The sequence below is a fragment of the Paraburkholderia sp. 32 genome (assembly GCF_050435345.1).
Classification (GTDB): Bacteria; Pseudomonadota; Gammaproteobacteria; order Burkholderiales; family Burkholderiaceae; genus Paraburkholderia; species Paraburkholderia tuberum.
In genome coordinates, this window is record NZ_JBNDKD010000003.1 from 1,884,603 (window position 1) to 1,909,355 (window position 24,753).

Genomic DNA, 24,753 nt, shown 5'->3' on the forward strand with positions numbered 1-24,753 from the left:
TGCCGTCAGGCCGCTGCGCGCGGCACCGGCGGCTCGACATGTTCGGCGTCGCAAAAGGCCAGCACGTCGCCGAGATACTGCGCGAACTCGCTGATCGCGTGGTCGCTGCCCTCGATCAGCGTGGTGCGCGCGCCCGGATAGTGCGCGAGCATTTCGCGGTAGTCGAGCACTTCGTCGCCGGTGGCTGCCATCAAATAATAGCGTTCGGGCTGCGTGATCGACGCCACGCCGAGCGCGCGCAATTCATCCAGATGATGCGGCTCGACGACGATGCTGCCGCCACCGTGCCACAACGGCTGCTCGCCGAGATACGCGCTCAGGTCGCGCTGCGGCACGACCGCCGGGTTCAGCAGCACGGCCGGCCAGCCGTGTTTCTCGGCCAGATGGGTGGCGAAGTAGCCGCCGAGCGAACTGCCGATCACGGTCACCTGCCGCGCATCGCCCTTCGCGCGCGCGTCGGCGACCAGCGATTCGGCGAGCGCCACGGTTTCGAACGGCGACACCGGCAGCATCGGGCAGCACCACTCGTCGGCGCGGCCCAGCTCGGCGAGACGCGCCGCGAGCAGGCGCGCCTTGAACGAATTCGGCGACGAACGGAAACCGTGCAGATACAGAATCACGACACGCCTCGCGTCGAAAGACCGTCGAGCAGTTTCTGATGCACCCCGCCGAAGCCGCCGTTGCTCATCACCAGAATCTGGTCGCCGGGGCGCGCCGCGCGGACCACCGCCTTCACGAGCGCGTCGAGGTTGTCGAACGCCTGCGCCTTGCCGTCGAGCGGCGCGAGCGCTTCGCCGAGGTTCCAGCCGAGCGCGTCGCGCCCGCTCGGCGCGCCGTAGCCGAACACGAGATCGGCGTCGGCGAGGCTCGCCGGCAGTTGCGCTTTCATCATGCCGAGCTTCATCGTGTTCGAGCGTGGTTCCAGCACCGCAAGGATTCGCGTGTTGTCGCGGCCGACCCGCGCGCGCAGGCCGGCCACCGTCGTCTCGATCGCGGTGGGGTGATGCGCGAAGTCGTCGTACACGGTCACACCCTCGACGCTGCCACGCACTTCCATGCGGCGCTTCACGTTGCGAAAGCCGGACAGCGACTTCGCGGCCTGCGCGGGCGGCACGCCGACATGGCGCGCGGCGGCGATCGCGGCGAGCGCGTTCAGGCGGTTATGCTCGCCCTGCACCCGCCAGTCGACCACGCCGACGCGCTCGCCGTTGTGATAGACGGCGAAGCGTTCGTCGACGGGCACGCCCTGCTCCGCCGCCTGGATCTCCCAGCCGCCCTGGACGCCGAAGCGCTCGACCTCGCTCCAGCAGCCGCGCGTCAGTACGCGCTCGAGCGCGTCCTCGCGACCGTTCGTGACGATGCGGCCCAAGCGTGGCACCGTGCGGATCAGATGATGGAACTGCGTTTCGATCGCGGCGAGATCAGGGAAGATGTCGGCGTGATCGAATTCGAGATTGTTCAGCACCGCCGTTTTCGGGCGGTAATGGACGAACTTCGAGCGTTTGTCGAAGAACGCGGTGTCGTATTCGTCGGCTTCGATCACGAAGAAGCTCGAATCGGTGAGCCGCGCCGACACGCCGAAATTGAGCGGCACACCGCCGATCAGGAAGCCGGGGTTCAGGCCCGCGTCTTCGAGCAGCCAGGTCAGCATCGAGCTCGTGGTGGTCTTGCCGTGCGTGCCGGCCACGGCCAGCACCCATTTGCCGTTCAGCACGTGCTCGCCGAGCCACTGCGGACCGGACACGTACGGCAGGCCGCGGTCCAGAATCGCTTCCATCAGCGGGTTGCCGCGCGTGACCACGTTGCCGATCACGAATAGATCCGCGTTCAGGCCGTTCAGTTGGTCCGCGTCATAACCCTCGATCAGACCGATGCCTTGCGCCTCGAGCTGCGTGCTCATCGGCGGATAGACGCCGGCGTCGCAGCCGGTCACCGTGTGGCCCGCATTGCGCGCGAGCACCGCGAGACCGCCCATGAAGGTGCCGCAGATGCCGAGGATGTGGATATGCATAAGCCTGTCGTGCCGCGGGGGCGTTTCTTGCGAGGGATGAGAGAGCCACAGGACGGTCGGAACGACCGTCTGCAAAGGACGCTATTGTAACCGACGCGACGCGCGCTGCCCCCTGCCGGCCACGCCCGGCGCCGCCCCGTGCGGGCCGCCGAACCGCGTCGCAGGCTCGATCGAGTATCATGCAAGGATGGTCCGCAAATCACATTTCGACCCGCAGCGCGTGCGCGAGGAAATCGCAATCGCGGCGGCACGCCTGATTGCCGAAGACGGCCTGGATTACGCCAGCGCGAAGCGCAAGGCGGCCCGGCAAGTCGTCGGCGAGACTCGTGTTGCCGGCGAATGGCTGCCGGACAACGATCAGATCGAAGAAGAAATCCGCGAATATCAGTCGCTGTTCCAGAGCGACAGCCAGCCGGCGCTGCTGCGGCGCCTGCGCATGATCGCGGTCGACTGGATGGAGCGGCTCGCGCCGTTCAATCCGTATCTGACGGGCGCGGTGCTCGGCGGTACGGCCGGCGAGCATTCGGATGTGCATCTGCAGGTGTTTTGCGACAACCCGAAGGAAGTCGCGATCTACATGCTCAATGCAAACATCCAGTACGACGTGTCGGAAACGCGCCACTTCGCGGGCCGCGGCTACGTGGAGACGCTGAGCTTTCTGTGGCGCCCCGCGGGCGAGCGCAACGCCGAGCCGGTCGGCATCCACGTCGCGCTGTACGAAACCGACGACCTGCGTGGCGCGGTACGCGCCGACGCGCGCGGCCGCACGGCGCGGGCCAATTTGCCGGCGGTGCAGGCGCTGCTCGACGGCGACGAAGTGCCGTCCTTCACCAATTGATCAGACAGAACGGAGCACGATGAACACGAGACGTATGCTGGCGGGCGCGGTCGTTGCGCTGATTGCCGCGGGCGGCGGCGTACTGGCCAATCACTGGCTCAATCGCGGTTCCGACGTCGCGTACGCGGCGCAGGCCGGAGCGCAGCCTGCCACCTCTGCGAGTCCCGTGCAGCAACTGTGGAGCGCGCCGGTCACGAACGTCGACGGCAAACCGCAGTCGCTGAGCCTGCTCAAGGGCCACCCGATCGTCGTCAACTTCTGGGCGTCGTGGTGCGCTCCGTGCGTCGAGGAAATGCCGGCGCTGTCGCAGATCCAGCGCGAGTACGCGAAGAAAGGCGTCCAGTTCGTCGGCCTCGGCGTCGACTCGGAAAAGAACATCCAGACCTTCCTGCAGAAGGTCAAGGTCGCGTACCCCGTCTACGTGACCGGCTTCGGCGGCGCCGACCTCGCGCGCGCGTTCGGCAACAATGCGGGCGGTTTGCCGTTTACCGTCGTGATCGACGCAAAAGGCAACATCCGCTCGACAAAATTGGGCCAGATCGACCCGACGGCGCTGCGTCAGACGCTCGACGCGCTGTAAATTCCCCGATTTCCCACGCTGCGCTTTTTGGCATGCGATTCCGTGCAGAACGAGCAAAAATACACGGATAATTCCCGAATTTGAGTGAAGTTGGACCCAAGGCTGCGCCGCGGCCCGCGCCGGCCGTCGCCGCGTACGCGCGCGAAACTAGACAAGTTTCTCTAATCAGCGCTAAAGTGCGCGCAATTCCACGGAAAAAGAAGCGACCATGACGCGACTGCTGGTACTGCACGGACCCAACCTCAATCTTCTCGGCAGCCGGGAACCCGAGGTCTACGGTCGCGTGACCCTGCCGCAGATCGATCAGGCGCTGGTGGACCGCGCAGCCGACGCAGGCGTCGAACTCGCGTCGTTTCAGAGCAATCACGAAGGCGCACTGGTCGACCGTATTCAGGCGGCCCGCACCGAGCAAACCGATTTCATCCTGATCAATCCCGCCGCGTACACACACACGAGCGTGGCCATTCGCGACGCACTGGCGGGGGTCGGCATCCCGTTCGTCGAGATCCATCTGTCGAACGTGCATCGCCGCGAACCGTTCCGGCATCACTCGTATTTCTCCGACCAGGCTGAGGGCGTCATTTGCGGCCTCGGCTGGAAGGGGTATCTGTACGCGCTCGAATTCGCGCTCGACCGGCTCGCGGCCGGGTCGTCGCGCGGCTGAATCCAAACACGTCCAATTTGAGCCGGCTACTGCGACTTGTACACGCCGGCACACTACGCATTGAAAGGGGCAACCTGATGGATCTACGTAAACTCAAAACTCTGATCGACCTCGTCTCGGAGTCCGGTATTTCCGAACTCGAAGTGACCGAGGGCGAAGGCAAGGTCCGCATCGTCAAGAATGCGCCGCCGGTTTACGTCCAACCGTCCGTCTCATACGCCGCACCGCAATTCGCACAACCGGCACCGTTCGGCGCTGTCGAAGCACCGGCAGCCCCCGCGGGCGCTCCGGCCACGCCGGCCGCCGCCGCGCCGCAGGGTCACGTCGTTACCTCGCCGATGGTCGGCACGTTCTACCGCGCGCCGTCGCCGGGCGCCGATCCGTTCGTGCAGGTCGGTGACACGGTCAAGGAAGGCCAGACCATCTGCATCATCGAAGCGATGAAGCTGCTCAACGAGATCGAGTCGGACAAGTCCGGCGTGGTCAAGGAAATCCTCGTCGAAAACGGCCAGGCGGTCGAATACGGCCAACCGCTGTTCGTGGTCGGCTAACGCGGCACGCACGATTTGCCGCCCGCGCGCCGCTCGTCCCGAGGCGCGCGACCGATCCTCTGCGGCAGCCGGCGTCGTGACCGACCCGGCGCCCATTGATGAGTCGAAAACCCGCTATGTTTGAAAAAATCCTCATTGCCAATCGTGGCGAGATCGCGCTTCGTATCCAGCGCGCCTGCCGCGAGCTCGGCGTCAAGACGGTCGTCGTCTATTCGGAAGCCGACAAGGAAGCCAAGTACGTGAAGCTCGCCGACGAGGCGGTCTGCATCGGCCCGGCACCGTCGAATCTGAGCTATCTGAACATGCCCGCGCTGATCAGCGCGGCCGAAGTCACCGACGCCGAAGCGATCCACCCCGGCTACGGCTTCCTGTCGGAGAACGCCGACTTCGCCGAGCGCGTCGAGCAGTCCGGCTTTACCTTCATCGGCCCGCGTCCGGAAACGATCCGCATGATGGGCGACAAGGTCACGGCCAAGCAGACCATGATCAAGACCGGCGTGCCTTGCGTGCCGGGTTCGGAAGGCGCGCTGCCGGACGATCCGAAGGAGATCGTAAAGATCGCCCGCCAGGTCGGCTATCCGGTCATCATCAAGGCGGCTGGCGGCGGCGGCGGCCGCGGCATGCGCGTGGTCCACACGGAAGCGGCGCTCGTCAACGCGGTCATCATGACCCGCGAGGAAGCCGGCCGCGCGTTCGGCAACCCGCAGGTCTACATGGAGAAATTCCTCGAGAACCCGCGGCACATCGAAATCCAGGTGCTGGCCGACTCGTTCAAGAACGCCGTGTGGCTCGGCGAGCGCGACTGCTCGATGCAACGCCGTCACCAGAAGGTGATCGAGGAAGCGCCGGCGCCGGGCATCGCGCGCCGTCTGATCGACCGCATCGGCGATCGTTGCGCGGACGCGTGCAAGAAGATGGGCTATCTCGGCGCGGGTACCTTCGAGTTCCTGTATGAGAACGGCGAGTTCTACTTCATCGAGATGAACACGCGCGTGCAGGTCGAGCATCCGGTGACCGAACTGATCACCGGTGTCGACATCGTGCAGGAACAGATCCGCATCGCGGCCGGCGAGAAGCTCACGTTCCGTCAGCGCGACATCCAGTTCCGCGGCCATGCGATCGAATGCCGGATCAACGCCGAAGATCCGTTCAAGTTCACGCCGTCACCGGGACGCCTGACCTCGTGGCATATGCCGGGCGGTCCCGGCATCCGCGTCGATTCGCACGCCTACAATGGTTATTTCGTGCCGCCGAACTACGATTCGATGATCGGCAAGCTGATCGCTTACGGCGCCACGCGCGAACAGGCGATCATGCGGATGCGCATCGCGCTGTCGGAAATGGTGGTCGAAGGTATTCAGACCAACATCCCGCTGCACCGTGAGCTGATGCTCGACGCGAAGTTCGTCGAAGGCGGCACCAGCATCCACTACCTCGAAAACCGGCTGGCCGCGCGTCAGCAGGTCGCGGAAGAAGCGTAAGTCATGAGCTATCGGGAACTGGTTGCCGAACTGGCGCGCGAGCACGCGGAGGAATTGTCCGACGCGCTGCTCGAGCTGGGCGCGCTGTCGGTGTCGGTCGAAGACGCCGACGCCGACACGCCCGACGAGCAGCCGCTGTTCGGCGAGCCCGGCCTCACGCCGGATCGCACGGCATGGCAGCATTCGCGCGTGATCGCGCTGCTCGCGCCGGAACACGATCCGGCCGTGCTGCTGACCGCCGCGGCCAACGAGATCGGACTCGATGCCGCGCCGGCATATACCGTGCGCGAGGTCGAGGAGCAGGACTGGGTGCGGCTCACGCAGTCGCAGTTCGATCCGATCCAGATCGGCGAGCGCATCTGGGTCGTGCCGTCGTGGCACGATGCGCCGGACCCCGAGGCGCTCGTGCTCGAACTCGATCCGGGTCTCGCGTTCGGCACCGGCAGCCACCCCACCACGCGTCTGTGCATGGAGTGGATCGAGCAGTCGATCAAGCCCGGCCAGTCCGTGCTCGACTACGGCTGCGGCTCGGGCATCCTCGCGATTCTCGCGAAGAAGTGCGGCGCCGATCCGGTGATCGGCATCGATATCGATCCGCAGGCGGTCGAATCGGCGCGTCACAATAGCGAACGCAATCACGCCGAAGTCACCTATGGCCTGCCCGACGCCTGTCCGGCCGGCGAATTCGACGTCGTGGTCGCGAACATTCTCTCCAATCCGCTCAAGCTGATGGCGTCGATGCTGTCGTCGAAGGTGAAGCCGGGCGGCCACATCGCGCTGTCGGGCATTCTCGCCCGCCAGGCCGAGGAGGTCGCGCAGGTCTACGCGCGCTGGATCGATATCAGCGTGTGGCGCGAACATGAAGGTTGGGTGTGCCTCGCCGGAACGCGCCGCGAAAGCAATTAGAATAAGGCGTATTGTCAACCTAACGGCCTCAGGCTCAACGGCTCGATATGCACCTGGCGACGCGTTGCCCCTTCTGCGAAACTGTCTTCCTTCTGCAACCGGCGCAGCTTGCGCAGCGCCGCGGCCTCGTGCGGTGCGGGCATTGCCAGGAAGTCTTCGACGCGTCGAGCAGTCTGTTCGACGTCTCCGAAGGCGGCGATTTTTCCACGGCCAAACCGGTTGCCGCCGCGGCGGCAATCGAAGCGCTGTCGGGTGTGCGGCAACCCAACCCGGACTTCAGCGGGGTCGCGTGGGACCCATGGGCGCCGGCTTCGGAACAAGACTCCACCAGCATTTCCCGCGGCACGCTCGATGCCCGTTTGCGCGACCACGCGAGCAGCGTGCCGCTCGCGCCGCTGCCGCTTGGCGGCAACGAGCACGCACCCGTCACATCGGGCACTCCTCGCCAGGCGACCGAACCGGAATTGCGCGCCGGCGCTTTCACGACACCGCTACCCGCGGACGATGAGCCGACGCTGGCCGACGCGCCGCTCGAACCCTTCGCCTATCCCGCCGACAACGCGGTCGATGAACCACCTGTCGTCCCGCCCACCGCGCCTGCTCCCCCACCGCGAGTCGAAGACGAAGCGCCGCGCGTCTGGCACAAGATCGAACGCCCGGAGCCGTCCACGCTCGATGAACCGGCGCTGCGCGAACCAGCAAGTCTGCATGGCATGCCCGACAACGAGCCGCACTTCGGCCCGGTCGGTGGGGGCGTAGGCGGCTTCGGCGCCGCCGCAGGCATGGGTGCCGCAGGTGCTTCGGGCGCCGGCGGTCCCGGCGGCCCGCGCCCGCCGGGCGGTCCGTCGCTCGCCCCATCGAGCGGCGAGCCATTCTCGGTTAATCCGCCCGTCAGCGATGGCGACGATCCGTTCCCGGTCGTGCGCGAAACCCGCCCGGTGGACGCCGGACGCGTCGGCTGGATCGTCGCCGGTGTGGTGCTCGCCGCGCTGCTCGTCATTGCGCTGCTCGCGCAACTCGCGTGGTGGCAACGCGAGACCGTGATGGTCAACCTGCCGCGCTCGCAGATCCTGTACGCGCAGGCCTGCGCGCATCTCGGCTGTCAGCTGACGCCGCCGCACGACCTCGAAGGCCTGCTGGTCGAGCCCTCCGATCTGCGGCAGATCGACGGCCCGCACAAGCTCGAGTTGAAGATGCCGCTGCACAACCGCCTGAACATCGCGCTCGCCTACCCCGCGATCGAACTCACGCTGCTCGACGAACAGAACAACGTCGCCGTGCGGCGCGTGCTGTGGCCGCAGGATTACGTGCCGCCCGGCACCGTGATCGCGTCCGGCCTGCCTGCGCACGCGACGCAGACGATGATCGTGCACCTCGACACCGGCAGCGCGATTGCCTCCAATTTTCGCGTACAGATTTTTTATCCGTAACGCACCCTCGCGCGCCCGCTCCCGAGCGGGCGCATCATTGTCATCACTGACGCCCTTTTCGGAGCACAACACATGAGTCAAGTCACGCTGGGTGGCAACCCGATCGAAGTAAGCGGCACGTTCCCGTCGGTCGGCCAGCAAGCCGCCGCATTCTCGCTGATCGGCCGAGACCTGAAGTCGCTCACGCTCGCCGACTTCGCCGGCAAGCGCAAGGTGCTCAACATCGTCCCGAGTCTCGACACGCCGACCTGCGCGACGTCGACGCGCAAGTTCAACGAAGCCGCCGCGAAGCTCAGCAACACGGCCGTCATCGTCGTGTCGGGCGACCTGCCGTTCGCGGCGTCGCGCTTCTGCACGACCGAGGGCATCGAGAACGTGGTGACCGCGTCGACGTTCCGCGGCCATGAGTTCGCGCAAGCGTACGGCGTCGACGTGACGAGCGGTCCGCTGACCGGCCTGACCGCGCGCGCGGTCGTCGTGCTCGACGAAAACGACAAGGTCGTGCACGCCGAGCTGGTCGGCGAGATCAAGAACGAGCCGAACTACGACGCAGCGCTCGCCGCGCTGAAGTAAGCCCTCTCGCGCGCGAACCACGGCGCCGCGCCTCGCGCGCGGCGCTGTCGGCGCGGCGCGTCTCTTCCCACCGCTTTCATACAGGAACGCTCGCCTTGGCTACGCTCATCTGCGGCTCGCTCGCGTACGACAACATCATGACCTTCGAAGGCCGCTTTCGGGAGCACATCCTGCCGGAGCAGGTCCACATCCTGAACGTAAGCTTTCTCGTGCCGACCATGCGTCGCGAGTTCGGCGGCTGCGCGGGCAACATCGCCTATGCGCTGAATCTGCTCGGCGGCGACGCACGCATCATGGGCGCGATCGGCGCCGTCGACGCACGGCTCTATCTGGACCGGCTCGCGCAGCTCGGCCTGTCGACGGAAAACGTGCTCGTCGTGCCCGACACCTACTCGGCGCAGGCGATGATCACGACCGACCTCGAGAACAACCAGATCACCGCTTTCCATCCGGGCGCGATGATGCAGTCGCATCAGAACCGCGCCGACGAAGTGGCGGGCCTGACGCTCGGCATCGTCGCGCCGGACGGCTATGACGGCATGGTCCAGCACTCCGAACAGCTTGCCGCCGCAGGCGTGCCGTTCATCTTCGATCCGGGCCAGGGCTTGCCGCTGTTCGACGGCGAGACGCTGCGGCGCATCATTGAACTTGCTACTTATGTAGCGGTCAACGATTACGAAGCCGCGCTGGTGAGCAACAGGACCGGCTGGTCGATCGAACAGATCGCCGGCAAGGTCGACGCGCTGATCATCACGCTCGGCGAGAAGGGTGCGCAGATCCATCACGGCGGCGGTATCGAAGAGATTCCGGCGGTCACGGCCAGGCAGGTGCTCGATCCCACCGGCTGCGGCGACGCGTTTCGCGGCGGCTTGCTCTACGGTATCGAGAAGGGTCTCGGGTGGGCCACGACCGGCCGTCTCGCCAGCCTGATGGGCGCACTGAAGATCGAGCATCAAGGCCCGCAAAACTACGCGCCCAGTCGGGCGGAAATCAACGAGCGGTTCAAGCAGGCCTTCGGATACGACCTGCACTGATATCGCGTGCTATGGGAGTTTGGGAATGAGAACATCGAGTCGCCTGATCGTCGTCACCTTGTTCGCCGGTTCGCTGGCCATGTCGGGGTGTGCGGTCAACAGCAGCTCTCCCGACGTTTTCACCGCCTCGCAGGCGCAGCGTGAACAGACGGTTCGCATGGCCACGGTGGAGAGCGTGCGCGCGGTGCGGATCAGCACGAACGACGGTCAGCCGATCGGCATCGGCGCACTCGGTGGCGCGGCGCTCGGCGCGCTCGCCGGCAGCACGATCGGCGGCGGACGTGGCTCGGTCGCGACGGGTATCGTCGGCGGCATCGGCGGTGCGGTCGCCGGCAATGCAATCGAAAACCGCGTCGCCATGCGCGACGGTATCGAAATCACCGTGCGCCTCGACAACGGCGACATGCGCGCCGTCACCCAAACTGCTACCGGCGAAATCTTCCGCGCCGGCGATCGCGTGAGGCTGCTGTCGAGCGGCGGCGTCACGCGCGTCACACACTAAGCGCACCTCCCGCGCGACGGCGCGTAGTTCAGCGCCGCGACGACGACTTCACACGCATGGGTCCTCACGGGTCCATGCGTGTTTTTTCTTTTCGGGACGACGGGCAAAAAAAACCCGCCACCGACACACCGGTAACGGGTCATTGACCGGGTGGCGCCCGCAAGAAATCGAGCACGACCCGGTCATCCGGCACATCGTACGATGTGTCGACTTACTGCTACTGCTTACGGACGGCTGCCCGTCGGGAACGGCCATGCCGCTGCCGGGTTCAGCGCGGTCTTCACCGTCGCCGCCGGTGCGCTCGAGACAGCGGGCGCAGCGGGAGCAGGCGCGGCCTTCTTGGCGACAGCCTTCTTCGCAGGGGCAGCCTTCTTCGCAGGCGCAGCGGCCTTCTTCGCGGCAGCCTTCTTGGCAGGTGCAGCTTTCTTGGCTGCAGCCTTTTTGGCAGGCGCCGCCTTCTTGGCAGCGGCCTTCTTCGCCGGTGCTGCCTTCTTCGCTGCGGCCTTCTTCGCCGGTGCTGCCTTCTTCGCTGCGACCTTCTTCGCTGCAACCTTCTTCACCGCGGCTTTCTTCGCCGGTGCTGCCTTCTTCGCCGCGACCTTCTTGGCTGCAACCTTCTTCGCCGCGACCTTCTTCACTGCGGCTTTCTTCGCCGGTGCTGCCTTCTTCGCCGCGACCTTCTTCGCTGCAACCTTCTTCGCTGCAACCTTCTTCGCAGCGACCTTCTTCACTGCGACCTTCTTCGCGGCGACCTTCTTCGCGGCGACCTTCTTGGCCGGAGCAGCCTTCTTAGCCGGAGCAGCCTTCTTTGCTGCGGTCTTCTTTGCTGCGGGCTTCTTGGCCGCGGCCTTCTTTGCAGTTGCCATCATTTTCTCCTTCAGGTTTTCAGATGAGGTCAGTTCAAACTACACCCTTCGTCAAAACCCGCTTCCCGCGGACGCTTCTCAGGGCGCGCGCTACGAAGCGGGCTATTCATCGGCGTACGCAGGTGCGGCGCGCTTACGCTAATGAATGCGGTAAGGCGCGCCGTGCCCGAAGGCACCGCGCGCCAAATCTGGTCGGCGTCGCAAGGCGACGCCGGCAATTGCTTGATCGGGCCGCCGGCAACGACGCCAGCGGCTTTTTCCGGGGGGAAGTTTGCCCATCCCACTGAAGGGTCCGCAAAGTGCCTGTCATGTTTGTGGGCCGTCAAGGCACCGGGCACGCTTTGCATCAGGCCGTTCTGCTCCTAACCCGGGGCGCCGCGGCCACAGGCGGCGGCATCCCCATCAATGAATACATCCGCGATACGAATCCCGGCTTACTCCCAGGAAAGCGCACCGCCAGTCTGATATTCGATCACTCGCGTCTCGAAGAAATTGCGTTCCTTCTTCAGGTCGATCATCTCGCTCATCCACGGGAACGGGTTTTCCTCGTTCGGGTACAGCGGATCGAGACCGATCTGCTGGCAACGGCGGTTGCAGATGAAGCGCAGATAGCTCTTGAACATCGACGCGTTGAGGCCGAGCACGCCGCGCGGCATCGTATCTTCGGCGTAGCGGTATTCGAGCTCGACCGCCTGCTGGAAGATCGCGCGAATTTCGGCGCGGAATTCGGCCGTCCACAGGTGCGGGTTTTCGAGTTTGATCTGGTTGATCAGGTCGATGCCGAAGTTGCAGTGCATCGACTCGTCACGCAGGATGTACTGGTACTGCTCCGCCGCGCCGGTCATCTTGTTCTGGCGGCCGAGCGCCAGGATTTGCGTAAAGCCGACGTAGAAGAACAGGCCTTCCATCACACAGGCGAACACGATCAGCGAGCGCAGCAGCGTCTGGTCTGCTTCGAGCGTACCGGTCTTGAAGGCCGGGTCGGTCAGCACGTGGATGTACGGAATCAGGAATTCGTCTTTCGCGCGGATCGACGGGACCTCGTGATACGCGTTGAAGATTTCGCCCTCGTCCAGACCGAGCGACTCGACGATGTACTGGTAAGCGTGCGTGTGGATCGCCTCTTCGAACGCCTGGCGCAGCAGGAACTGGCGGCATTCGGGCGCCGTGATGTGGCGGTAGGTGCCCAGCACGATGTTGTTGGCGGCGAGGGAATCTGCCGTCACGAAGAAACCCAGGTTGCGCTTGACGACACGGCGCTCGTCTTCGGTCAGCCCGTTCGGGTCTTTCCACAGGGCGATGTCGCGCGACATGTTCACTTCCTGCGGCATCCAGTGGTTGGCGCAACCCGCGAGATACTTTTCCCAAGCCCACTTGTACTTGAACGGCACCAACTGATTGACGTCAGTCTGGCCGTTGATGATGCGCTTGTCGGCGACATTGACGCGCGCTTCGGAAGCGGCCGCCGCGTTGGCAACCGCGTTGCCAATATGAGCGACGGGAGCGACAGCGACGTCGTTCGCGAAGACTTCTTGAGCGGAGGGAGCATGCGGAGCGGAACGCGTTCCGATTTGCGAATCAACAGCCGACCCCGCAGCGTTGCGCAACACGTTCGGTTGCGTCGCGCTCGAGGGAGTTACGGCAGTGATCTCGTCATCCCAGTTGAGCATAAATGTCACCATCAATTTAGAACGGTTTGTACCATCTTTTCACGAGCGATAAAAGAGTTCACTCGCGAAAATTCCTGTTTTCGATTCGCGTTGCTACGTTCATACAACACTTTGTTCGACATGCTGCGTGTGACCCATCCAGTGACGCGTGATGAACGCGAGTTGAACATGTGTTGCCGAGGTCCTTCGCGAACTCGAAGAGCAACGTTTCGACACGACGTTTCGTTGCTCTATCTATATGTATTGCGCAGTGCGTTCACGGCATCCGCCGACTGATCGATGGACTGATCGATGCCGCACGAGCCGCGCATCGCGAGAGTCGGCGGTGAGCCGTGTCGAGCGTGTTGCGTCAGCGTTGGCTGTCGAGGTGCGATGCCATGTCGTGCGATCGTCTGGTGTTGCCAACGGCTGGGTTGCTTCGCTGCATCGACGAGCGGTGAGACTTCGATACTGCTCACCGCTCGTCGACCTGCTTTCTACTTCATCGATGGGGCGCGTCGCTCACCGCCTGCGGATCACCACCTACGACCCTCGCGTGCAGTTAGCAAGCATCGCTCCCGCTGCTTGCCAATCTTTACTGGCAAGCCTCGCACTCGTCGAAGCCAGGATCGCCCGGACGCATCATGCAGACCGGACCATCCGCTTCGGGTGCCGCGTCGAGCGCGACCGCGGCAGTCGCTGCGACCGCTGCAGCAGCCTGGAAGCCGCCGCCCACACCACCCGCCGCGCCACCGCCCACGCCGAAGCCGCCTGCCGCGCCGCCTGCGCCACCCGAGCCGTCATGACCCGAGCTCACCGCGTTCAGCGCGCCGTGCGCGACCGTCGACTTCTCGACGTGCGTCGCCGCCATCGTGCGCAGGTAGTAGGTGGTCTTCAGTCCGCGCAGCCATGCGAGCTTGTAGATCTCGTCGAGCTTCTTGCCCGATGCGCCCGCCATGTAGATGTTCAGCGACTGCGCCTGGTCGATCCACTTCTGACGACGCGAAGCCGACTCGACGAGCCACACCGGATCGACTTCGAACGCGGTCGCGTAGATCGCGCGCAGGTCGGCCGGGATGCGGTCGATGCGCGACAGCGTGCCGTCGAAGTACTTCAGGTCGGCGACCATCACTTCGTCCCACAGGCCGCGCGCCTTCAGGTCGCGCACCAGGTAGTCGTTGACCACCGTGAACTCGCCCGACAGGTTCGACTTCACGTACAGGTTCTGATAGGTCGGCTCGATGCACGCCGACACGCCGATGATGTTCGAGATCGTCGCGGTCGGCGCAATCGCCACGCAGTTCGAGTTGCGCATGCCGTAGGTCGAGATACGCGAGCGCAGCGCGGGCCAGTCCATCGACTCGCTCGAATCGACCTCGACATAACCGCCGCGCGCCTCGGCGAGCAGCGCCACCGAATCCTGCGGGAGGATGCCGCGATCCCACAGCGAACCGCGGTAGCTCGAGTAGCGGCCGCGCTGTTCGGCAAGCTCGGTCGACGCGTAGTACGCGTAGTAGCAAACCGCTTCCATCGAGCGATCGGCGAACTCGACCGCTTCCTGCGACGCGTACGGCGTGCGCAGCACGTGCAGGCAGTCCTGGAAGCCCATGATGCCGAGGCCGACCGGACGGTGCTTGAGGTTCGAGTTGCGCGCCTTGGCGACCGCGTAGTAGTTGATGTCGATCACGTTGTCGAGCATGCGCATCGCGACGCTGACCGTGCGCTTCAGCTTGTCGTGGTCGAGCGCGAGCGTGCCGTCGGCCTGCTCCTTCAGGTGCGCGACGAGGTTCACCGAGCCGAGGTTGCAGACGGCGATTTCGGCGTCGCTCGTGTTCAGCGTGATTTCCGTGCATAGGTTCGACGAATGGACGACGCCGACGTGCTGCTGCGGCGAGCGCACGTTGCACGGATCCTTGAACGTGATCCACGGATGGCCGGTTTCGAACAGCATGCCCAGCATCTTGCGCCACAGTTGCGCCGCCGGGATCTTCTTGAACAGCTTGATCTCGCCGCGGGCGACCTTGTCTTCGTAAGCCGTGTAAGCCGTTTCGAACTCGGCGCCGAACTTGTCGTGCAGGTCCGGGCAGGTGGACGGCGAGAACAGCGTCCAGTCGCCGCCTTCCATCACGCGCTTCATGAACAGGTCGGGAATCCAGTTCGCGGTGTTCATGTCGTGCGTGCGACGACGGTCGTCGCCGGTGTTCTTGCGCAGCTCGAGGAATTCCTCGATGTCGAGGTGCCACGATTCGAGGTACGCGCACACCGCGCCCTTGCGCTTGCCGCCCTGGTTCACGGCGACCGCCGTGTCGTTGACGACCTTCAGGAACGGCACCACGCCCTGCGACTTGCCGTTGGTGCCCTTGATGTGCGAGCCGAGCGCGCGCACACGCGTCCAGTCGTTGCCGAGGCCGCCGGCGAACTTCGACAGCAGCGCGTTTTCCTTCAGCGCTTCGTAGATGCCGTCGAGGTCGTCATCGACCGTGGTCAGGTAGCAAGACGACAGCTGCGAGCGGCGCGTGCCGGAGTTGAACAGCGTCGGCGTCGAACTCATGAAGTCGAAGCTCGACAGCACGTTGTAGAACTCGATCGCGCGCGCTTCGCGGTCGATCTCGTTCAGCGACAGACCCATCGCGACACGCATAAAGAATGCCTGGGGCATTTCGATACGCACGTTGTCGTGATGCAGGAAGTAGCGGTCGTACAGCGTCTGCAGACCGAGGTAGCCGAACTGCAGGTCGCGGTTCGCGTCGAGCGCGGCCCCGAGGCGCTTCAGGTCGAACTGCAGCAGCTTGTCGTCGAGCAGCTCGGCTTGCACGCCGCGCTTGATGAACTGCGGGAAGTACTCGCCGTAGCGCTCGCCCATCTCGGCTTGCGTGACTTCCTCTTCGAGAATCTCGCGGCGGATCGTATGCAGCAGGATGCGCGCGGTGACCTGGCTGTAGGCCGGGTCCTTTTCGATCATCGTACGGGCAGCGAGGATCGCCGAGTCGTACACCTGGCTCATCGGCACGCCGTCGTACAGGTTCTTCACCGTTTCCGCGACGATCGGCTCGGCGCTTACGGCCTCGCCGAGGTTCGCGCACGCGGACTCGATGATGCCGCGCAGCGCAGCCATGTCCAGCGCACGCGTGATGCCGTTGTCGGTCACGTTCAGGCCCGGGGTGCTGGCGCTTTCCGCTGTCTGACCTTCAAGAGCGTCATGCGCGCGCGCCTGGTTGCGCTTCTCGCGATACAGCACGTAAGCACGCGCGACGTTGTGTTCGCCGCCGCGCATCAGCGCGAGTTCGACCTGATCCTGAATGTCTTCGATATGGAACGTGCCGCCATTCGGACGGCTGCGCACCAGCGCGCGCACCACGTTCTGCGTGAGTTGCTCGACCAGTTCGCGCACCCGTGCCGACGCCGCGCCCTGACCACCGTTGACGGCGAGGAACGCCTTCGTCACGGCGATCGCGATTTTCGACGGCTCGAACGACACCACGCTGCCGTTGCGGCGGATCACCTTGTAGTCGGCGTAATTCGCTTGCGCCGCGAGTGCCTGCGCGCCTTGGGTCTGGCCGAAGGCCTGGCCAGTCGGTGAGCCCTCGTAACGGGTCGTCACGTTGTCGGTGGTTTGCATGTGCAAAGCTCCTGGTCTTGGAAATATTGCGGCGAGTGCCGCGGATTAAATCGAACGCCGCGCCGCCGCGTGAGCGTGCGATGAGGTGCAGGAAGGCCGGCTACGCCGGTTGGCGGGATGCAACTTCGAGGAAGCCTGGTTCGATTTGATGACGGTCTTCATCGGGTCGGTCGCGATCACTGGCTGGTCCTTTCCTGAATGCTTCTGGATGCGGCCGGAGATCCCCTACCGGCTGCGCCCCAGGAATTTTTTTCGCTGTCTGGAATGCTTGCGGCGCCAGGCTCGGGGAGCGGGACGCCGCAGACTTATCCACTCCTATTCACTCGGTTATGCACATGGTTATTCACAGCACAACACAAGATATAGTGCGAAACTCAGTTGTTGGCACCAAGTATAGTGGAGTTTCGAGACAGGTCAAAAGGTTTTATTTGCGCTCGCAGTCTTGACTTTTGCTTCACGCGGCGCGCAGAAGCTCCCCGGAGAAGCAGGCTGCGCCTCGTTCTCCGTGGATCACGCAAGATCGTGCGAAGGGGTTACCGCGTTTCGGAAAACTTGAGATAGGGGAAATACCGCCCGTCGAGCAACGTGTCGCGCTGCAGTCGCGGCCACTCGAAATACGGACCGGGATCGGTCTTGCGACCGGGTGCGATGTCGGAGTGGCCGGCAAGCGCGTCGATCGGATAGCGTGCCTTCAGTGCTCTGACGAGCGCGGCGAGCGTGCGGTATTGCGCCGCTTCGAAGGCGGTGGTGTCGCTGCCTTCGAGCTCGATGCCGATCGAGAAATCATTGCAGCGCTCGCGGCCGAAAAAATTCGACGGCCCCGCGTGCCACGCGCGCTCGTTGCACGACACGAACTGCTCGAGTGCGCCATCGCGATGAATCACGAAATGCGCGGACACGCGCACGCCGCGCAGATGCGTGTCGTAGTACGGGTGAGTGTCGCAGTCGAGCGCGTTCTGGAACAGCTCGGCAATCGCGGTGCCGCCGAACTGGTTCGGCGGCAGGCTGATGTTGTGAACGACGATCAGCGTCGGCAGCGCGCCTTGCGGCCGCGCTTCGAAGTTTGGCGAGGCAAGCTTGCGTGCGGCAGGAACCCAACCGTCGGCATCGACGGTGTACGCGCCGCTCATCGGGCGTCGCGGCCGCTCGGACGCGCGCCGTGGCGCTGCGCGTGCGCGGCGCAGCAGAACGCCTGCCCCGCGACGCTGACCGAGTCGCTCTTCGGTGCGTGCACGCCGCACTCGACGCAGCGGATCATCGGCTCGGCAAGCTGCGGCTGTTGCCCATTCGAAGAACGCGCGCCGCCATTCGCGGTGCCGGCAGCGTTGGCGCCGCCGGCACCGGTGCGTTGCGCGGATTGCGCGTCGTGGCGGCGCAGCGCCTTCACGAGCCATTGACCGACGATGAACAGCAGAATCAGCAAAAAGATTTGTCGCATGGGGACACTCACACCACGGGCCGGTGCAACAGCACCTCGAAAACAAAACGGCTGCCGACGTACGCGAGCAACAGCGCGACGAACGAGGCCAGCACCCAGCGCAATGCCGCACGGCCGCGCCAGCCGGACACCTTGCGCGCGGTCAGCAGCGCGCCGAACATCACCCACGAAAGAATCGCGAACACGGTCTTGTGATCGAGCCGCAACGCGCGGTCGATCAGCTGCTCGCTGAACAGGATGCCCGACAGCAGCGTCAGCGTGAGCAGCACGAAGCCGGCGCCGATCAGACGGAACAGCAGCTTCTCGAGCGTGAGCAGCGGCGGCAGCGCGTCGAGCCAACTCGACCACCAGCCATTGTCCGCCGCCGCGTGCCTTTGCGCGAGACCACCGCGCATCGAATGCAGACGCCGCTCGACCGCCAGCATCAGCACCGCGTGCAGCGCCGCGATCGCGAACAGACCGTATGCGATATTCGCAATCAGGAAGTGCAGCTTGAACATCGGCGCGGCCGCATACGGCAGCACGCGCACGCCGCCGAACGCGAGCGGCAGCAGCGACGCGACGCACGCGAGTGGCAATACCAGCAGGCGCAGTCCGTCGAGCGGGAAAAAGAAACTCTCGATCCAGTAGATGCCGGCGCCGAGCCAGAACATCGCCGACAGCGCGAACGCGAAGCCGAACACCATCGCGTTCTGCGGGAAGATCGTGCTATGCAGCAGCACGCCGTGAGCGAGCAGCGCGACGAACAGCAGCGCGCGCCCGGGCGCGCTCATGCCGGAGGCCACCAGAGCGCCCGCGTTGGCGGCATGACCGGGCAGCGGCGGCACGCTCTCGAGCAGCGGCCGCACGGCCGCGTGCCGGTGCGAGCGCCAGCCGGCCACGGCAAGACCGCCATAGAGAAGCGCGGTGAGGGCATACAGTACAATATCCATATTCGAAGTTTACACTAGGGTCCTACTCCGCGACGTCTTGCGCTTCGCGCGCTGCGCGGGCCCCACCGTTCATCGCTCCCCATGCTCGACAATCTGACTCAACGGATGGCGCGCGTCGTCAAGACGCTGCGCGGCGAAGCCCGGCTCACCGAGGCGAACACCCAGGAAATGCTGCGCGAGGTGCGTCTCGCACTGCTCGAGGCCGACGTGGCGCTGCCCGTCGTGCGCGAGTTCATCGCGAAGGTCAAGGAGAAGGCGCTCGGCGAGGAAGTGATCTCCAGCCTGTCGCCGGGTCAGGCGCTCGTCGGCGTCGTGCAGCGCGAACTGACCGCGGTGATCGGCGGCGATTACGAAGGCAAGGCCTCCGAGCTCAATCTCGCCGTCGCGCCGCCCGCGATCATCCTGATGGCGGGTCTGCAGGGCGCCGGCAAAACGACCACGGTCGGCAAGCTCGCCAAGCTGCTGCGCGAGAAGTACAAGAAGAAGGTGCTGACCGTTTCGTGCGACGTCTATCGTCCCGCCGCCATCGCGCAGCTGAAAACGGTGACCGAGCAGGTCGGCGCGGACTTCTTCCCGTCGGAGCTGAACCAGAAGCCGGTCGACATTGCCCGCGCCGCGCTCGACTGGGCCAAGCGCCACTATCACGACGTGCTGCTCGTCGACACGGCCGGCCGTCTCGGTATCGACGAGGCGATGATGAACGAAATCACCGCGCTGCACGCCGAGCTGAAGCCGGCGGAAACGCTGTTCGTCGTCGACGCGATGCTCGGCCAGGACGCGGTCAACACCGCGAAGGCGTTCAGCGACGCGCTGCCGCTCACCGGCGTCGTGCTCACCAAGCTCGACGGTGATTCGCGCGGTGGCGCGGCGCTCTCGGTGCGTCACGTGACGGGCAAGCCGGTCAAGTTCGTGGGTGTCGCCGAAAAACTCGACGGCCTCGAAGTGTTCCACCCGGACCGCATGGCGAGCCGGATTCTCGGCATGGGCGACATTCTCGCGCTGGTGGAGGAAGCGCAGCGCGGCGTCGACGTGCAGGCCGCGCAGAAGCTCGCCGACAAGGTCAAGAAAGGCGGCGACTTCGACCTCAACGATTTCCGCGCTCAGCTCACGCAAATGAAGGGCATGGGCGGCCTGTCGTCGCTGATGGACAAGCTGCCCGCGCAGTTTCAGCAAGCCGCGGCCGGCGCCGACATGAGTCAGGCCGAGAAGCAGATGCGCCGCATGGAAGGCATCATCAACTCGATGACGCCGGCCGAGCGCGCCAAGCCCGAACTGATCAAGGCGACCCGCAAGCGCCGCATCGCCGCAGGTGCGGGCGTGCAGGTGCAGGAAGTCAACCGCATGCTGAACCAGTACGAACAGATGCGCACGATGATGAAGAAGCTCAAGGGCGGCAACCTGCAGAAGATGATGCGCGGCATGAAGGGCATGATGCCCGGCATGCGCTAAGCTTGATGGGACCGGCGCGCGCTCGCGCCGAGTGCGGCGCGGCTGACTTCGGCATTGTGCGGGTTTATTCTGTAGCGCATTGCGCCGTCCCTCGCGGGAACGTCTCTCGGGACGTTGCCACTCACACTATGTATACAGTTACCGTCCGTCAGACGTCATGAACCGCGAAGAAGCCTTCCATATTTTTCAACACTCCGAAGAGATAGTTTCGGCCTCGGACGTCACTGCGTCGATCGCCCGCATGGCGGCTGCCATCCGCGACGAGATGAGCGAGGACTTCCCGCTCGTGCTGTCGGTGATGGGCGGCGCCGCAGTATTCACCGGCATGCTGCTGCCGCACCTCGATTTCCCGCTCGAGTTCGACTACATCCACCTGACGCGCTACCGCAATACGACGAAGGGCAGCAACGAGATGCAATGGCGCGTCGCGCCGGCCGAGTCGGTCAAGGATCGCGTGGTGCTCGTGCTCGACGACATCCTCGACGAAGGCGAGACGATGGCCGCAATCCGCGACCGCATCCTCGCGATGGGCGCGAAGCGCTTCCTGTCCGCGGTGCTGTGCGAGAAGATCATTCCGAAGGCGAAACCGCTGCGCCCCGATTACTGCGGCTTCGAAGTGCCGGACCGGTACGTGTTCGGCTGCGGGATGGATGCGAAGGGCTACTGGCGCAACCTGCCGACCATTCGGGCGTTGACCGAGGGAGCGTGAGCGGGGCATCCGCCCCGCCCCACCGGCGAAAAAAAAGCAGCCTGCCTGGCTGCTTTTTTATGGCTGCGACGGTGGCAATGCGCGCACCGGCTCGCGTTTCACAGCTTGTGCACGAAAGAGCGGATTCCACCGAGCATCATCTCGACTGAAATCGCGACGAGCACGAGCCCCATCAGCCGCTCGAACGCCGCCATCACACGTTCACCGAGCCACGCCTGAATGCGCTCGGCGAGCATCAGCACGATCGCACAGATGATCATCGTGACGGTCAGCGCGCCGACCCACTCGACCGTTTTGCCCGGCGCCTGCGAGGTCAGCAGCATGACCGTCGCCAACGCTGACGGACCCGCTAGCGCAGGAATCGCGAGCGGCACGATCAGCGGCTCGCCGCCGCGCGCGTCGCCGCCGAACGGACCGTCCGGATGCGGAAACACCATGCGCAGCGCAATCAGAAACAGCACGATGCCGCCGCCGATCCGCAACGACTGGTCGCTGAGGCTCATCATGCGCAGAAAGCTCTGCCCGAGCATCATGAACACCAGCAGGATCGCAAACGCGATCGCGACCTCGCGCAGGATCACGACCGTGCGACGCTCCGGCGCCACACCGCGCAGACAGCTGACGAAGATCGGGATGTTGCCGAGCGGATCGGTGATCAGGATCAGCAGCACCGTCGCGGACAGGAAGGTGTACTCCACCGCCCGCTCCGCTTAGTTCGCCAGCGCCGCGCGCACTTTGCCGATCACGGTCTGCGCGGCATCCGCGACCGGCAGCAGCGTCGCTTCGGCCTCGCGACGGCCCTGATACTCGATCTTGCCGTCCTTCAGACCACGGTCGCCGATCACCAGTCGATGCGGCACGCCGATCAGTTCCCAGTCGGCGAACATCACGCCCGGCCGCTCGCCGCGATCGTCGAGGATCACGTCGATACCGGCCGCGACGAGTTCCGCGTACAGCTTGTCGGCCTGCTCACGCACCGCGTCGCTGCGGTCATAGCCCATCGGGCACAGCACGACTTCGAACGGCGCAATCGACTCCGGCCAGATGATGCCCTTGTCGTCGAAATTCTGTTCGATCGCGGCGCCGAGAATCCGCGTGACGCCGATGCCGTAGCAGCCCATTTCCATCGGCCGAGGCTTTCCGGTTTCGTCGAGACAGGCCGCGTTCATCGCTTCGGAATACTTGGTGCCGAGCTGGAACACGTGGCCCACTTCGATGCCGCGGCAGATGTCGAGCACGCCCCTGCCGTCCGGCGACGGATCGCCCTTCTTCACATTGCGGATGTCGGCGACGACCGGCTCCGGCAGGTCGCGGCCCCAGTTCACGCCGGTGGTGTGATAGTCGACGTCGTTCGAGCCGACCACGAAGTCGCTCATGTTCGCGACCGTGCGGTCCGCGATCACCTTGACTGGCTTCTTCGTGTTGATCGGACCGAGATAGCCCGGCGGTGTGCCGAACGTCTCGACGATCTCGGCCTCGGTCGCCATGCGGAAATTACCGAGGCCCGGGAGCTTGGCCGCCTTGATCTCGTTCAGATCATGATCGCCGCGCAGCATCAGCAGCCAGATCGTCGGCTCGGCGCCTTCGTTCTCGGTGGCGAGCACGACCGACTTGATCGTGCGTTCGAGCGGAATGTTCAGCAGTTCGGCAACCGCCTCGCACTTCGCCTTGCCGGGCGTCGCGGTCTTCTTCATCTCTTCTGCCGGCGCCGCGCGCTCTGCGATCAGCGGTAGCGCTTCGGCCGCCTCGACGTTCGCGGCGAAATCGGAGGTCGGGCAATACGCGATGTCGTCTTCGCCGGTGTCGGCGATCACATGGAACTCATGCGAGCCGCTGCCGCCGATCGAGCCGTTGTCGGCCGCCACCGCGCGGAAGTCGAGACCGAGACGCGTGAAGATGCGCACGTACGCGTCGTACATCTTGCGATACGACTCGCGCAGACCCTGCGCGTCCTTGTCGAACGAGTACGCGTCTTTCATGATGAACTCGCGGCCGCGCATCACGCCGAAACGCGGACGGATCTCGTCGCGGAACTTCGTCTGGATCTGATAGAAGTTGACCGGCAGTTGGCGATAGCTCTTGATCTGGTTGCGCGCGATGTCGGTGACGACTTCCTCGTGCGTCGGGCCCATCACGAAATCGGCCTGCTTGCGGTCTTTGAAGCGCAGCAGCTCGGGACCGTACTTCTCCCAGCGCCCCGATTCCTGCCACAGTTCGGCCGGCTGCACGGCCGGCATCAACAGCTCGATGGCGCCCGCCCGGTTCATTTCCTCGCGCACGATCGCTTCCACCTTGCGGATCGAACGCAGGCCGACCGGCAGGTAGTTATAGATACCGCCCGCGACGCGACGGATCATGCCCGCGCGCACCATGAGCTTGTGGCTGATGATTTCGGCGTCGGCGGGCGCTTCTTTGAGAGTGCCGATAAAGAAACGGGAAGCTTTCATTCAAGGTGTCCAAAAGCGGCGGCTTCCGGTAGGACCGCCAGAAAGGGGAAAATGAGGGAAATCGACACAGATCCGCTGCGAAGCCGGCAGGGTTCGCCCGACTGGCGGCGCCCTGCCCCCGTGCGGCGCCGAAACCGCCGCGCAAAGCCTCTCTCACAGGGGATAGGCACGGAAAACCGACAGGCTACCGCAAACCCGGGCCTGTTGCGGCGAATCGCTCCATTCTGATGCGATTCGGTGCGTAGGGTCCGTTATCTGTTTATAATCAAAGCAATTTTAAAGGATTCGAAGGTGGTTGTATGCTGGATCGTGAAGGCTTTCGCCCGAACGTCGGCATCATCCTCTTGAACGCGCACAACGAGGTGTTTTGGGGCAAACGACTCCGTGAACATTCCTGGCAGTTTCCGCAAGGGGGCATCAAATATGGTGAGACCCCCGTGCAAGCGATGTATCGGGAGTTACACGAAGAGACCGGGCTGCTTCCTGAGCACGTCAAGGTGATCGGTCGCACGCGCGACTGGTTGCGTTATGAGGTGCCTGACAAGTTCATCAAGCGCGAAGTACGCGGTCATTACCGCGGCCAGAAACAAATCTGGTTTTTGCTCCGGATGGTAGGACGCGACTGCGACATCTGTTTGCGCGCCACCGACCACCCTGAGTTCGATGCGTGGCGTTGGAACGAGTATTGGGTGCCGCTCGACTGTGTGATCGAGTTCAAGCGGGATGTGTATCAGTTGGCGCTAACGGAGCTGTCCCGTTTCATGCGCCGGCCTGCGCCGCGTGCGGAAAAACCTGGCGGGCATCATGGGTCGCGTTATCCCCGGATAGCGTCGTCGATGCAAAGCCCGCCGGATTCCACGGTAAGCACGGTGGTCACCACCGTCACGACCGTAACTTCGGTCAGCGTCGAAACTTCGACGCACGTGCTGGTCGCGCCGGATTGCGGTCCCGGCTCACCGGATGCCAACATGAGATCGGAGGATGAGCGCGAAACGGCCGAAGCCGACGAGGCCGTCGCCCCGTTAGTACGACGAGGCGTGCGCGATTAACCATTCCAGGCGGCGGCTCGCGCCG

General features: G+C 64.5%; 24 protein-coding genes. 13 read left to right on the forward strand and 11 right to left on the reverse strand.

The window, feature by feature from the left end:
- Positions 1–5 precede the first annotated feature (5 nt).
- Together OKW26_RS31415 and mpl are read right to left on the reverse strand one after the other, a co-directional pair.
- The gene (locus tag OKW26_RS31415) at positions 6–620 is read right to left on the reverse strand and encodes a YqiA/YcfP family alpha/beta fold hydrolase (protein ID WP_429356164.1); all 615 of its coding nucleotides are present in this window, start codon (positions 618–620) and stop codon (positions 6–8) included.
- Entirely contained in the window at positions 617–2,011 is a 1,395-nt protein-coding gene (gene mpl, locus OKW26_RS31420; protein ID WP_429356165.1) for a UDP-N-acetylmuramate:L-alanyl-gamma-D-glutamyl-meso-diaminopimelate ligase, read from the reverse strand. Before mpl ends, OKW26_RS31415 begins: the two co-directional genes overlap by 4 nt.
- A gap of 187 nt (positions 2,012–2,198) precedes the next feature.
- On the opposite strand from mpl, the gene OKW26_RS31425 reads away from it, so the two are divergent.
- From OKW26_RS31425 to OKW26_RS31470, 10 genes are all read left to right on the forward strand, one after another.
- Positions 2,199–2,849, forward strand: a complete 651-nt coding sequence (locus OKW26_RS31425; protein WP_090801898.1) for a UDP-N-acetylmuramate--alanine ligase — start codon at positions 2,199–2,201, stop codon at positions 2,847–2,849.
- A 19-nt stretch (positions 2,850–2,868) separates the two neighbouring features.
- Positions 2,869–3,429 (forward strand): TlpA family protein disulfide reductase, encoded by a 561-nt coding sequence (locus tag OKW26_RS31430; RefSeq protein WP_429356166.1) that lies wholly within the window; start codon positions 2,869–2,871, stop codon positions 3,427–3,429.
- Positions 3,430–3,637: 208 nt separating this feature from the next.
- Positions 3,638–4,093 carry a type II 3-dehydroquinate dehydratase gene (aroQ, locus tag OKW26_RS31435; RefSeq protein WP_184058517.1) on the forward strand — a complete coding sequence of 152 codons (456 nt, stop codon included), beginning with the start codon at positions 3,638–3,640 and terminating at the stop codon, positions 4,091–4,093.
- A gap of 77 nt (positions 4,094–4,170) precedes the next feature.
- A complete protein-coding gene (accB, locus tag OKW26_RS31440) occupies positions 4,171–4,644 on the forward strand; it encodes an acetyl-CoA carboxylase biotin carboxyl carrier protein (RefSeq protein WP_184058519.1) in 474 nt (157 codons plus the stop codon).
- A gap of 116 nt (positions 4,645–4,760) precedes the next feature.
- On the forward strand, positions 4,761–6,125 hold the full coding sequence (gene accC / locus OKW26_RS31445) for an acetyl-CoA carboxylase biotin carboxylase subunit (protein WP_090801904.1): 1,365 nt from the start codon (positions 4,761–4,763) through the stop codon (positions 6,123–6,125).
- Between the two features lie 3 nt (positions 6,126–6,128).
- Positions 6,129–7,031 carry a 50S ribosomal protein L11 methyltransferase gene (prmA, locus tag OKW26_RS31450; RefSeq protein ID WP_184058521.1) on the forward strand — a complete coding sequence of 301 codons (903 nt, stop codon included), beginning with the start codon at positions 6,129–6,131 and terminating at the stop codon, positions 7,029–7,031.
- Between the two features lie 47 nt (positions 7,032–7,078).
- A complete protein-coding gene (locus tag OKW26_RS31455; protein ID WP_429356167.1) occupies positions 7,079–8,461 on the forward strand; it encodes a zinc-ribbon and DUF3426 domain-containing protein in 1,383 nt (460 codons plus the stop codon).
- Between the two features lie 72 nt (positions 8,462–8,533).
- A complete protein-coding gene (tpx, locus tag OKW26_RS31460; RefSeq protein ID WP_429356168.1) occupies positions 8,534–9,034 on the forward strand; it encodes a thiol peroxidase in 501 nt (166 codons plus the stop codon).
- Between the two features lie 95 nt (positions 9,035–9,129).
- A complete protein-coding gene (locus OKW26_RS31465; protein WP_429356169.1) occupies positions 9,130–10,068 on the forward strand; it encodes a carbohydrate kinase family protein in 939 nt (312 codons plus the stop codon).
- Between the two features lie 25 nt (positions 10,069–10,093).
- Positions 10,094–10,570 (forward strand): glycine zipper 2TM domain-containing protein, encoded by a 477-nt coding sequence (locus OKW26_RS31470; RefSeq protein WP_187617709.1) that lies wholly within the window; start codon positions 10,094–10,096, stop codon positions 10,568–10,570.
- Between the two features lie 224 nt (positions 10,571–10,794).
- Here OKW26_RS31470 and OKW26_RS31475 read toward each other — a convergent pair whose 3' ends face one another.
- The 7 genes from OKW26_RS31475 to OKW26_RS31505 form a co-directional block, all read right to left on the reverse strand.
- Positions 10,795–11,436, reverse strand: coding sequence for a histone H1-like DNA-binding protein (locus tag OKW26_RS31475; RefSeq protein WP_429356170.1), 642 nt, complete (start codon positions 11,434–11,436; stop codon positions 10,795–10,797).
- Positions 11,437–11,465: 29 nt separating this feature from the next.
- Positions 11,466–11,783: a hypothetical protein gene (locus OKW26_RS31480; RefSeq protein ID WP_084754174.1), complete on the reverse strand. Its 318-nt coding sequence runs from the start codon at positions 11,781–11,783 to the stop codon at positions 11,466–11,468.
- An 87-nt stretch (positions 11,784–11,870) separates the two neighbouring features.
- Complete coding sequence (locus tag OKW26_RS31485; RefSeq protein ID WP_090805471.1) at positions 11,871–13,106, reverse strand: ribonucleotide-diphosphate reductase subunit beta; 1,236 nt, start codon at positions 13,104–13,106, stop codon at positions 11,871–11,873.
- A gap of 574 nt (positions 13,107–13,680) precedes the next feature.
- Positions 13,681–16,704, reverse strand: coding sequence for a ribonucleoside-diphosphate reductase subunit alpha (locus OKW26_RS31490; RefSeq protein WP_429356171.1), 3,024 nt, complete (start codon positions 16,702–16,704; stop codon positions 13,681–13,683).
- A 533-nt stretch (positions 16,705–17,237) separates the two neighbouring features.
- Entirely contained in the window at positions 17,238–17,834 is a 597-nt protein-coding gene (ampD, locus tag OKW26_RS31495) for a 1,6-anhydro-N-acetylmuramyl-L-alanine amidase AmpD (RefSeq protein WP_429356172.1), read from the reverse strand.
- The gene (locus OKW26_RS31500) at positions 17,831–18,142 is read right to left on the reverse strand and encodes a PP0621 family protein (protein ID WP_090801917.1); all 312 of its coding nucleotides are present in this window, start codon (positions 18,140–18,142) and stop codon (positions 17,831–17,833) included. The genes ampD and OKW26_RS31500 overlap by 4 nt, the downstream gene beginning before the upstream one ends.
- Before the next feature lie 8 nt (positions 18,143–18,150).
- Complete coding sequence (locus OKW26_RS31505; protein WP_090801919.1) at positions 18,151–19,074, reverse strand: cytochrome C assembly family protein; 924 nt, start codon at positions 19,072–19,074, stop codon at positions 18,151–18,153.
- Positions 19,075–19,155: 81 nt separating this feature from the next.
- On the opposite strand from OKW26_RS31505, the gene ffh reads away from it, so the two are divergent.
- Together ffh and OKW26_RS31515 are read left to right on the forward strand one after the other, a co-directional pair.
- A complete protein-coding gene (ffh, locus tag OKW26_RS31510; RefSeq protein ID WP_429356173.1) occupies positions 19,156–20,523 on the forward strand; it encodes a signal recognition particle protein in 1,368 nt (455 codons plus the stop codon).
- A gap of 157 nt (positions 20,524–20,680) precedes the next feature.
- Positions 20,681–21,232 carry a hypoxanthine-guanine phosphoribosyltransferase gene (locus OKW26_RS31515; RefSeq protein ID WP_184058538.1) on the forward strand — a complete coding sequence of 184 codons (552 nt, stop codon included), beginning with the start codon at positions 20,681–20,683 and terminating at the stop codon, positions 21,230–21,232.
- Positions 21,233–21,330: 98 nt separating this feature from the next.
- On the opposite strand, the gene OKW26_RS31520 is transcribed toward OKW26_RS31515, so the two are convergent.
- Positions 21,331–21,930, reverse strand: coding sequence for a MarC family protein (locus OKW26_RS31520; protein ID WP_184058540.1), 600 nt, complete (start codon positions 21,928–21,930; stop codon positions 21,331–21,333).
- Positions 21,931–21,942: 12 nt separating this feature from the next.
- Positions 21,943–23,679: a proline--tRNA ligase gene (locus OKW26_RS31525; RefSeq protein WP_090801925.1), complete on the reverse strand. Its 1,737-nt coding sequence runs from the start codon at positions 23,677–23,679 to the stop codon at positions 21,943–21,945.
- 299 nt (positions 23,680–23,978) lie between these two features.
- On the opposite strand from OKW26_RS31525, the gene OKW26_RS31530 reads away from it, so the two are divergent.
- A complete protein-coding gene (locus OKW26_RS31530) occupies positions 23,979–24,728 on the forward strand; it encodes an RNA pyrophosphohydrolase (protein WP_090801927.1) in 750 nt (249 codons plus the stop codon).
- Positions 24,729–24,753: the final 25 nt, after the last annotated feature.

Coding starts and splice junctions, on each gene's coding strand:
- mpl (WP_429356165.1), bottom strand. CDS start 2,011: ATGCATATCCACATCCTCGGCATCTGCGGCACCTTCATGGGCGGTCTC.
- OKW26_RS31425 (WP_090801898.1), top strand. CDS start 2,199: ATGGTCCGCAAATCACATTTCGACCCGCAGCGCGTGCGCGAGGAAATC.
- OKW26_RS31430 (WP_429356166.1), top strand. CDS start 2,869: ATGAACACGAGACGTATGCTGGCGGGCGCGGTCGTTGCGCTGATTGCC.
- aroQ (WP_184058517.1), top strand. CDS start 3,638: ATGACGCGACTGCTGGTACTGCACGGACCCAACCTCAATCTTCTCGGC.
- accB (WP_184058519.1), top strand. CDS start 4,171: ATGGATCTACGTAAACTCAAAACTCTGATCGACCTCGTCTCGGAGTCC.
- accC (WP_090801904.1), top strand. CDS start 4,761: ATGTTTGAAAAAATCCTCATTGCCAATCGTGGCGAGATCGCGCTTCGT.
- prmA (WP_184058521.1), top strand. CDS start 6,129: ATGAGCTATCGGGAACTGGTTGCCGAACTGGCGCGCGAGCACGCGGAG.
- OKW26_RS31455 (WP_429356167.1), top strand. CDS start 7,079: ATGCACCTGGCGACGCGTTGCCCCTTCTGCGAAACTGTCTTCCTTCTG.
- tpx (WP_429356168.1), top strand. CDS start 8,534: ATGAGTCAAGTCACGCTGGGTGGCAACCCGATCGAAGTAAGCGGCACG.
- OKW26_RS31470 (WP_187617709.1), top strand. CDS start 10,094: ATGAGAACATCGAGTCGCCTGATCGTCGTCACCTTGTTCGCCGGTTCG.
- OKW26_RS31475 (WP_429356170.1), bottom strand. CDS start 11,436: ATGGCAACTGCAAAGAAGGCCGCGGCCAAGAAGCCCGCAGCAAAGAAG.
- OKW26_RS31480 (WP_084754174.1), bottom strand. CDS start 11,783: ATGCAAAGCGTGCCCGGTGCCTTGACGGCCCACAAACATGACAGGCAC.
- OKW26_RS31485 (WP_090805471.1), bottom strand. CDS start 13,106: ATGCTCAACTGGGATGACGAGATCACTGCCGTAACTCCCTCGAGCGCG.
- OKW26_RS31490 (WP_429356171.1), bottom strand. CDS start 16,704: ATGCAAACCACCGACAACGTGACGACCCGTTACGAGGGCTCACCGACT.
- ampD (WP_429356172.1), bottom strand. CDS start 17,834: ATGAGCGGCGCGTACACCGTCGATGCCGACGGTTGGGTTCCTGCCGCA.
- OKW26_RS31500 (WP_090801917.1), bottom strand. CDS start 18,142: ATGCGACAAATCTTTTTGCTGATTCTGCTGTTCATCGTCGGTCAATGG.
- OKW26_RS31505 (WP_090801919.1), bottom strand. CDS start 19,074: ATGGATATTGTACTGTATGCCCTCACCGCGCTTCTCTATGGCGGTCTT.
- ffh (WP_429356173.1), top strand. CDS start 19,156: ATGCTCGACAATCTGACTCAACGGATGGCGCGCGTCGTCAAGACGCTG.
- OKW26_RS31515 (WP_184058538.1), top strand. CDS start 20,681: ATGAACCGCGAAGAAGCCTTCCATATTTTTCAACACTCCGAAGAGATA.
- OKW26_RS31525 (WP_090801925.1), bottom strand. CDS start 23,679: ATGAAAGCTTCCCGTTTCTTTATCGGCACTCTCAAAGAAGCGCCCGCC.
- OKW26_RS31530 (WP_090801927.1), top strand. CDS start 23,979: ATGCTGGATCGTGAAGGCTTTCGCCCGAACGTCGGCATCATCCTCTTG.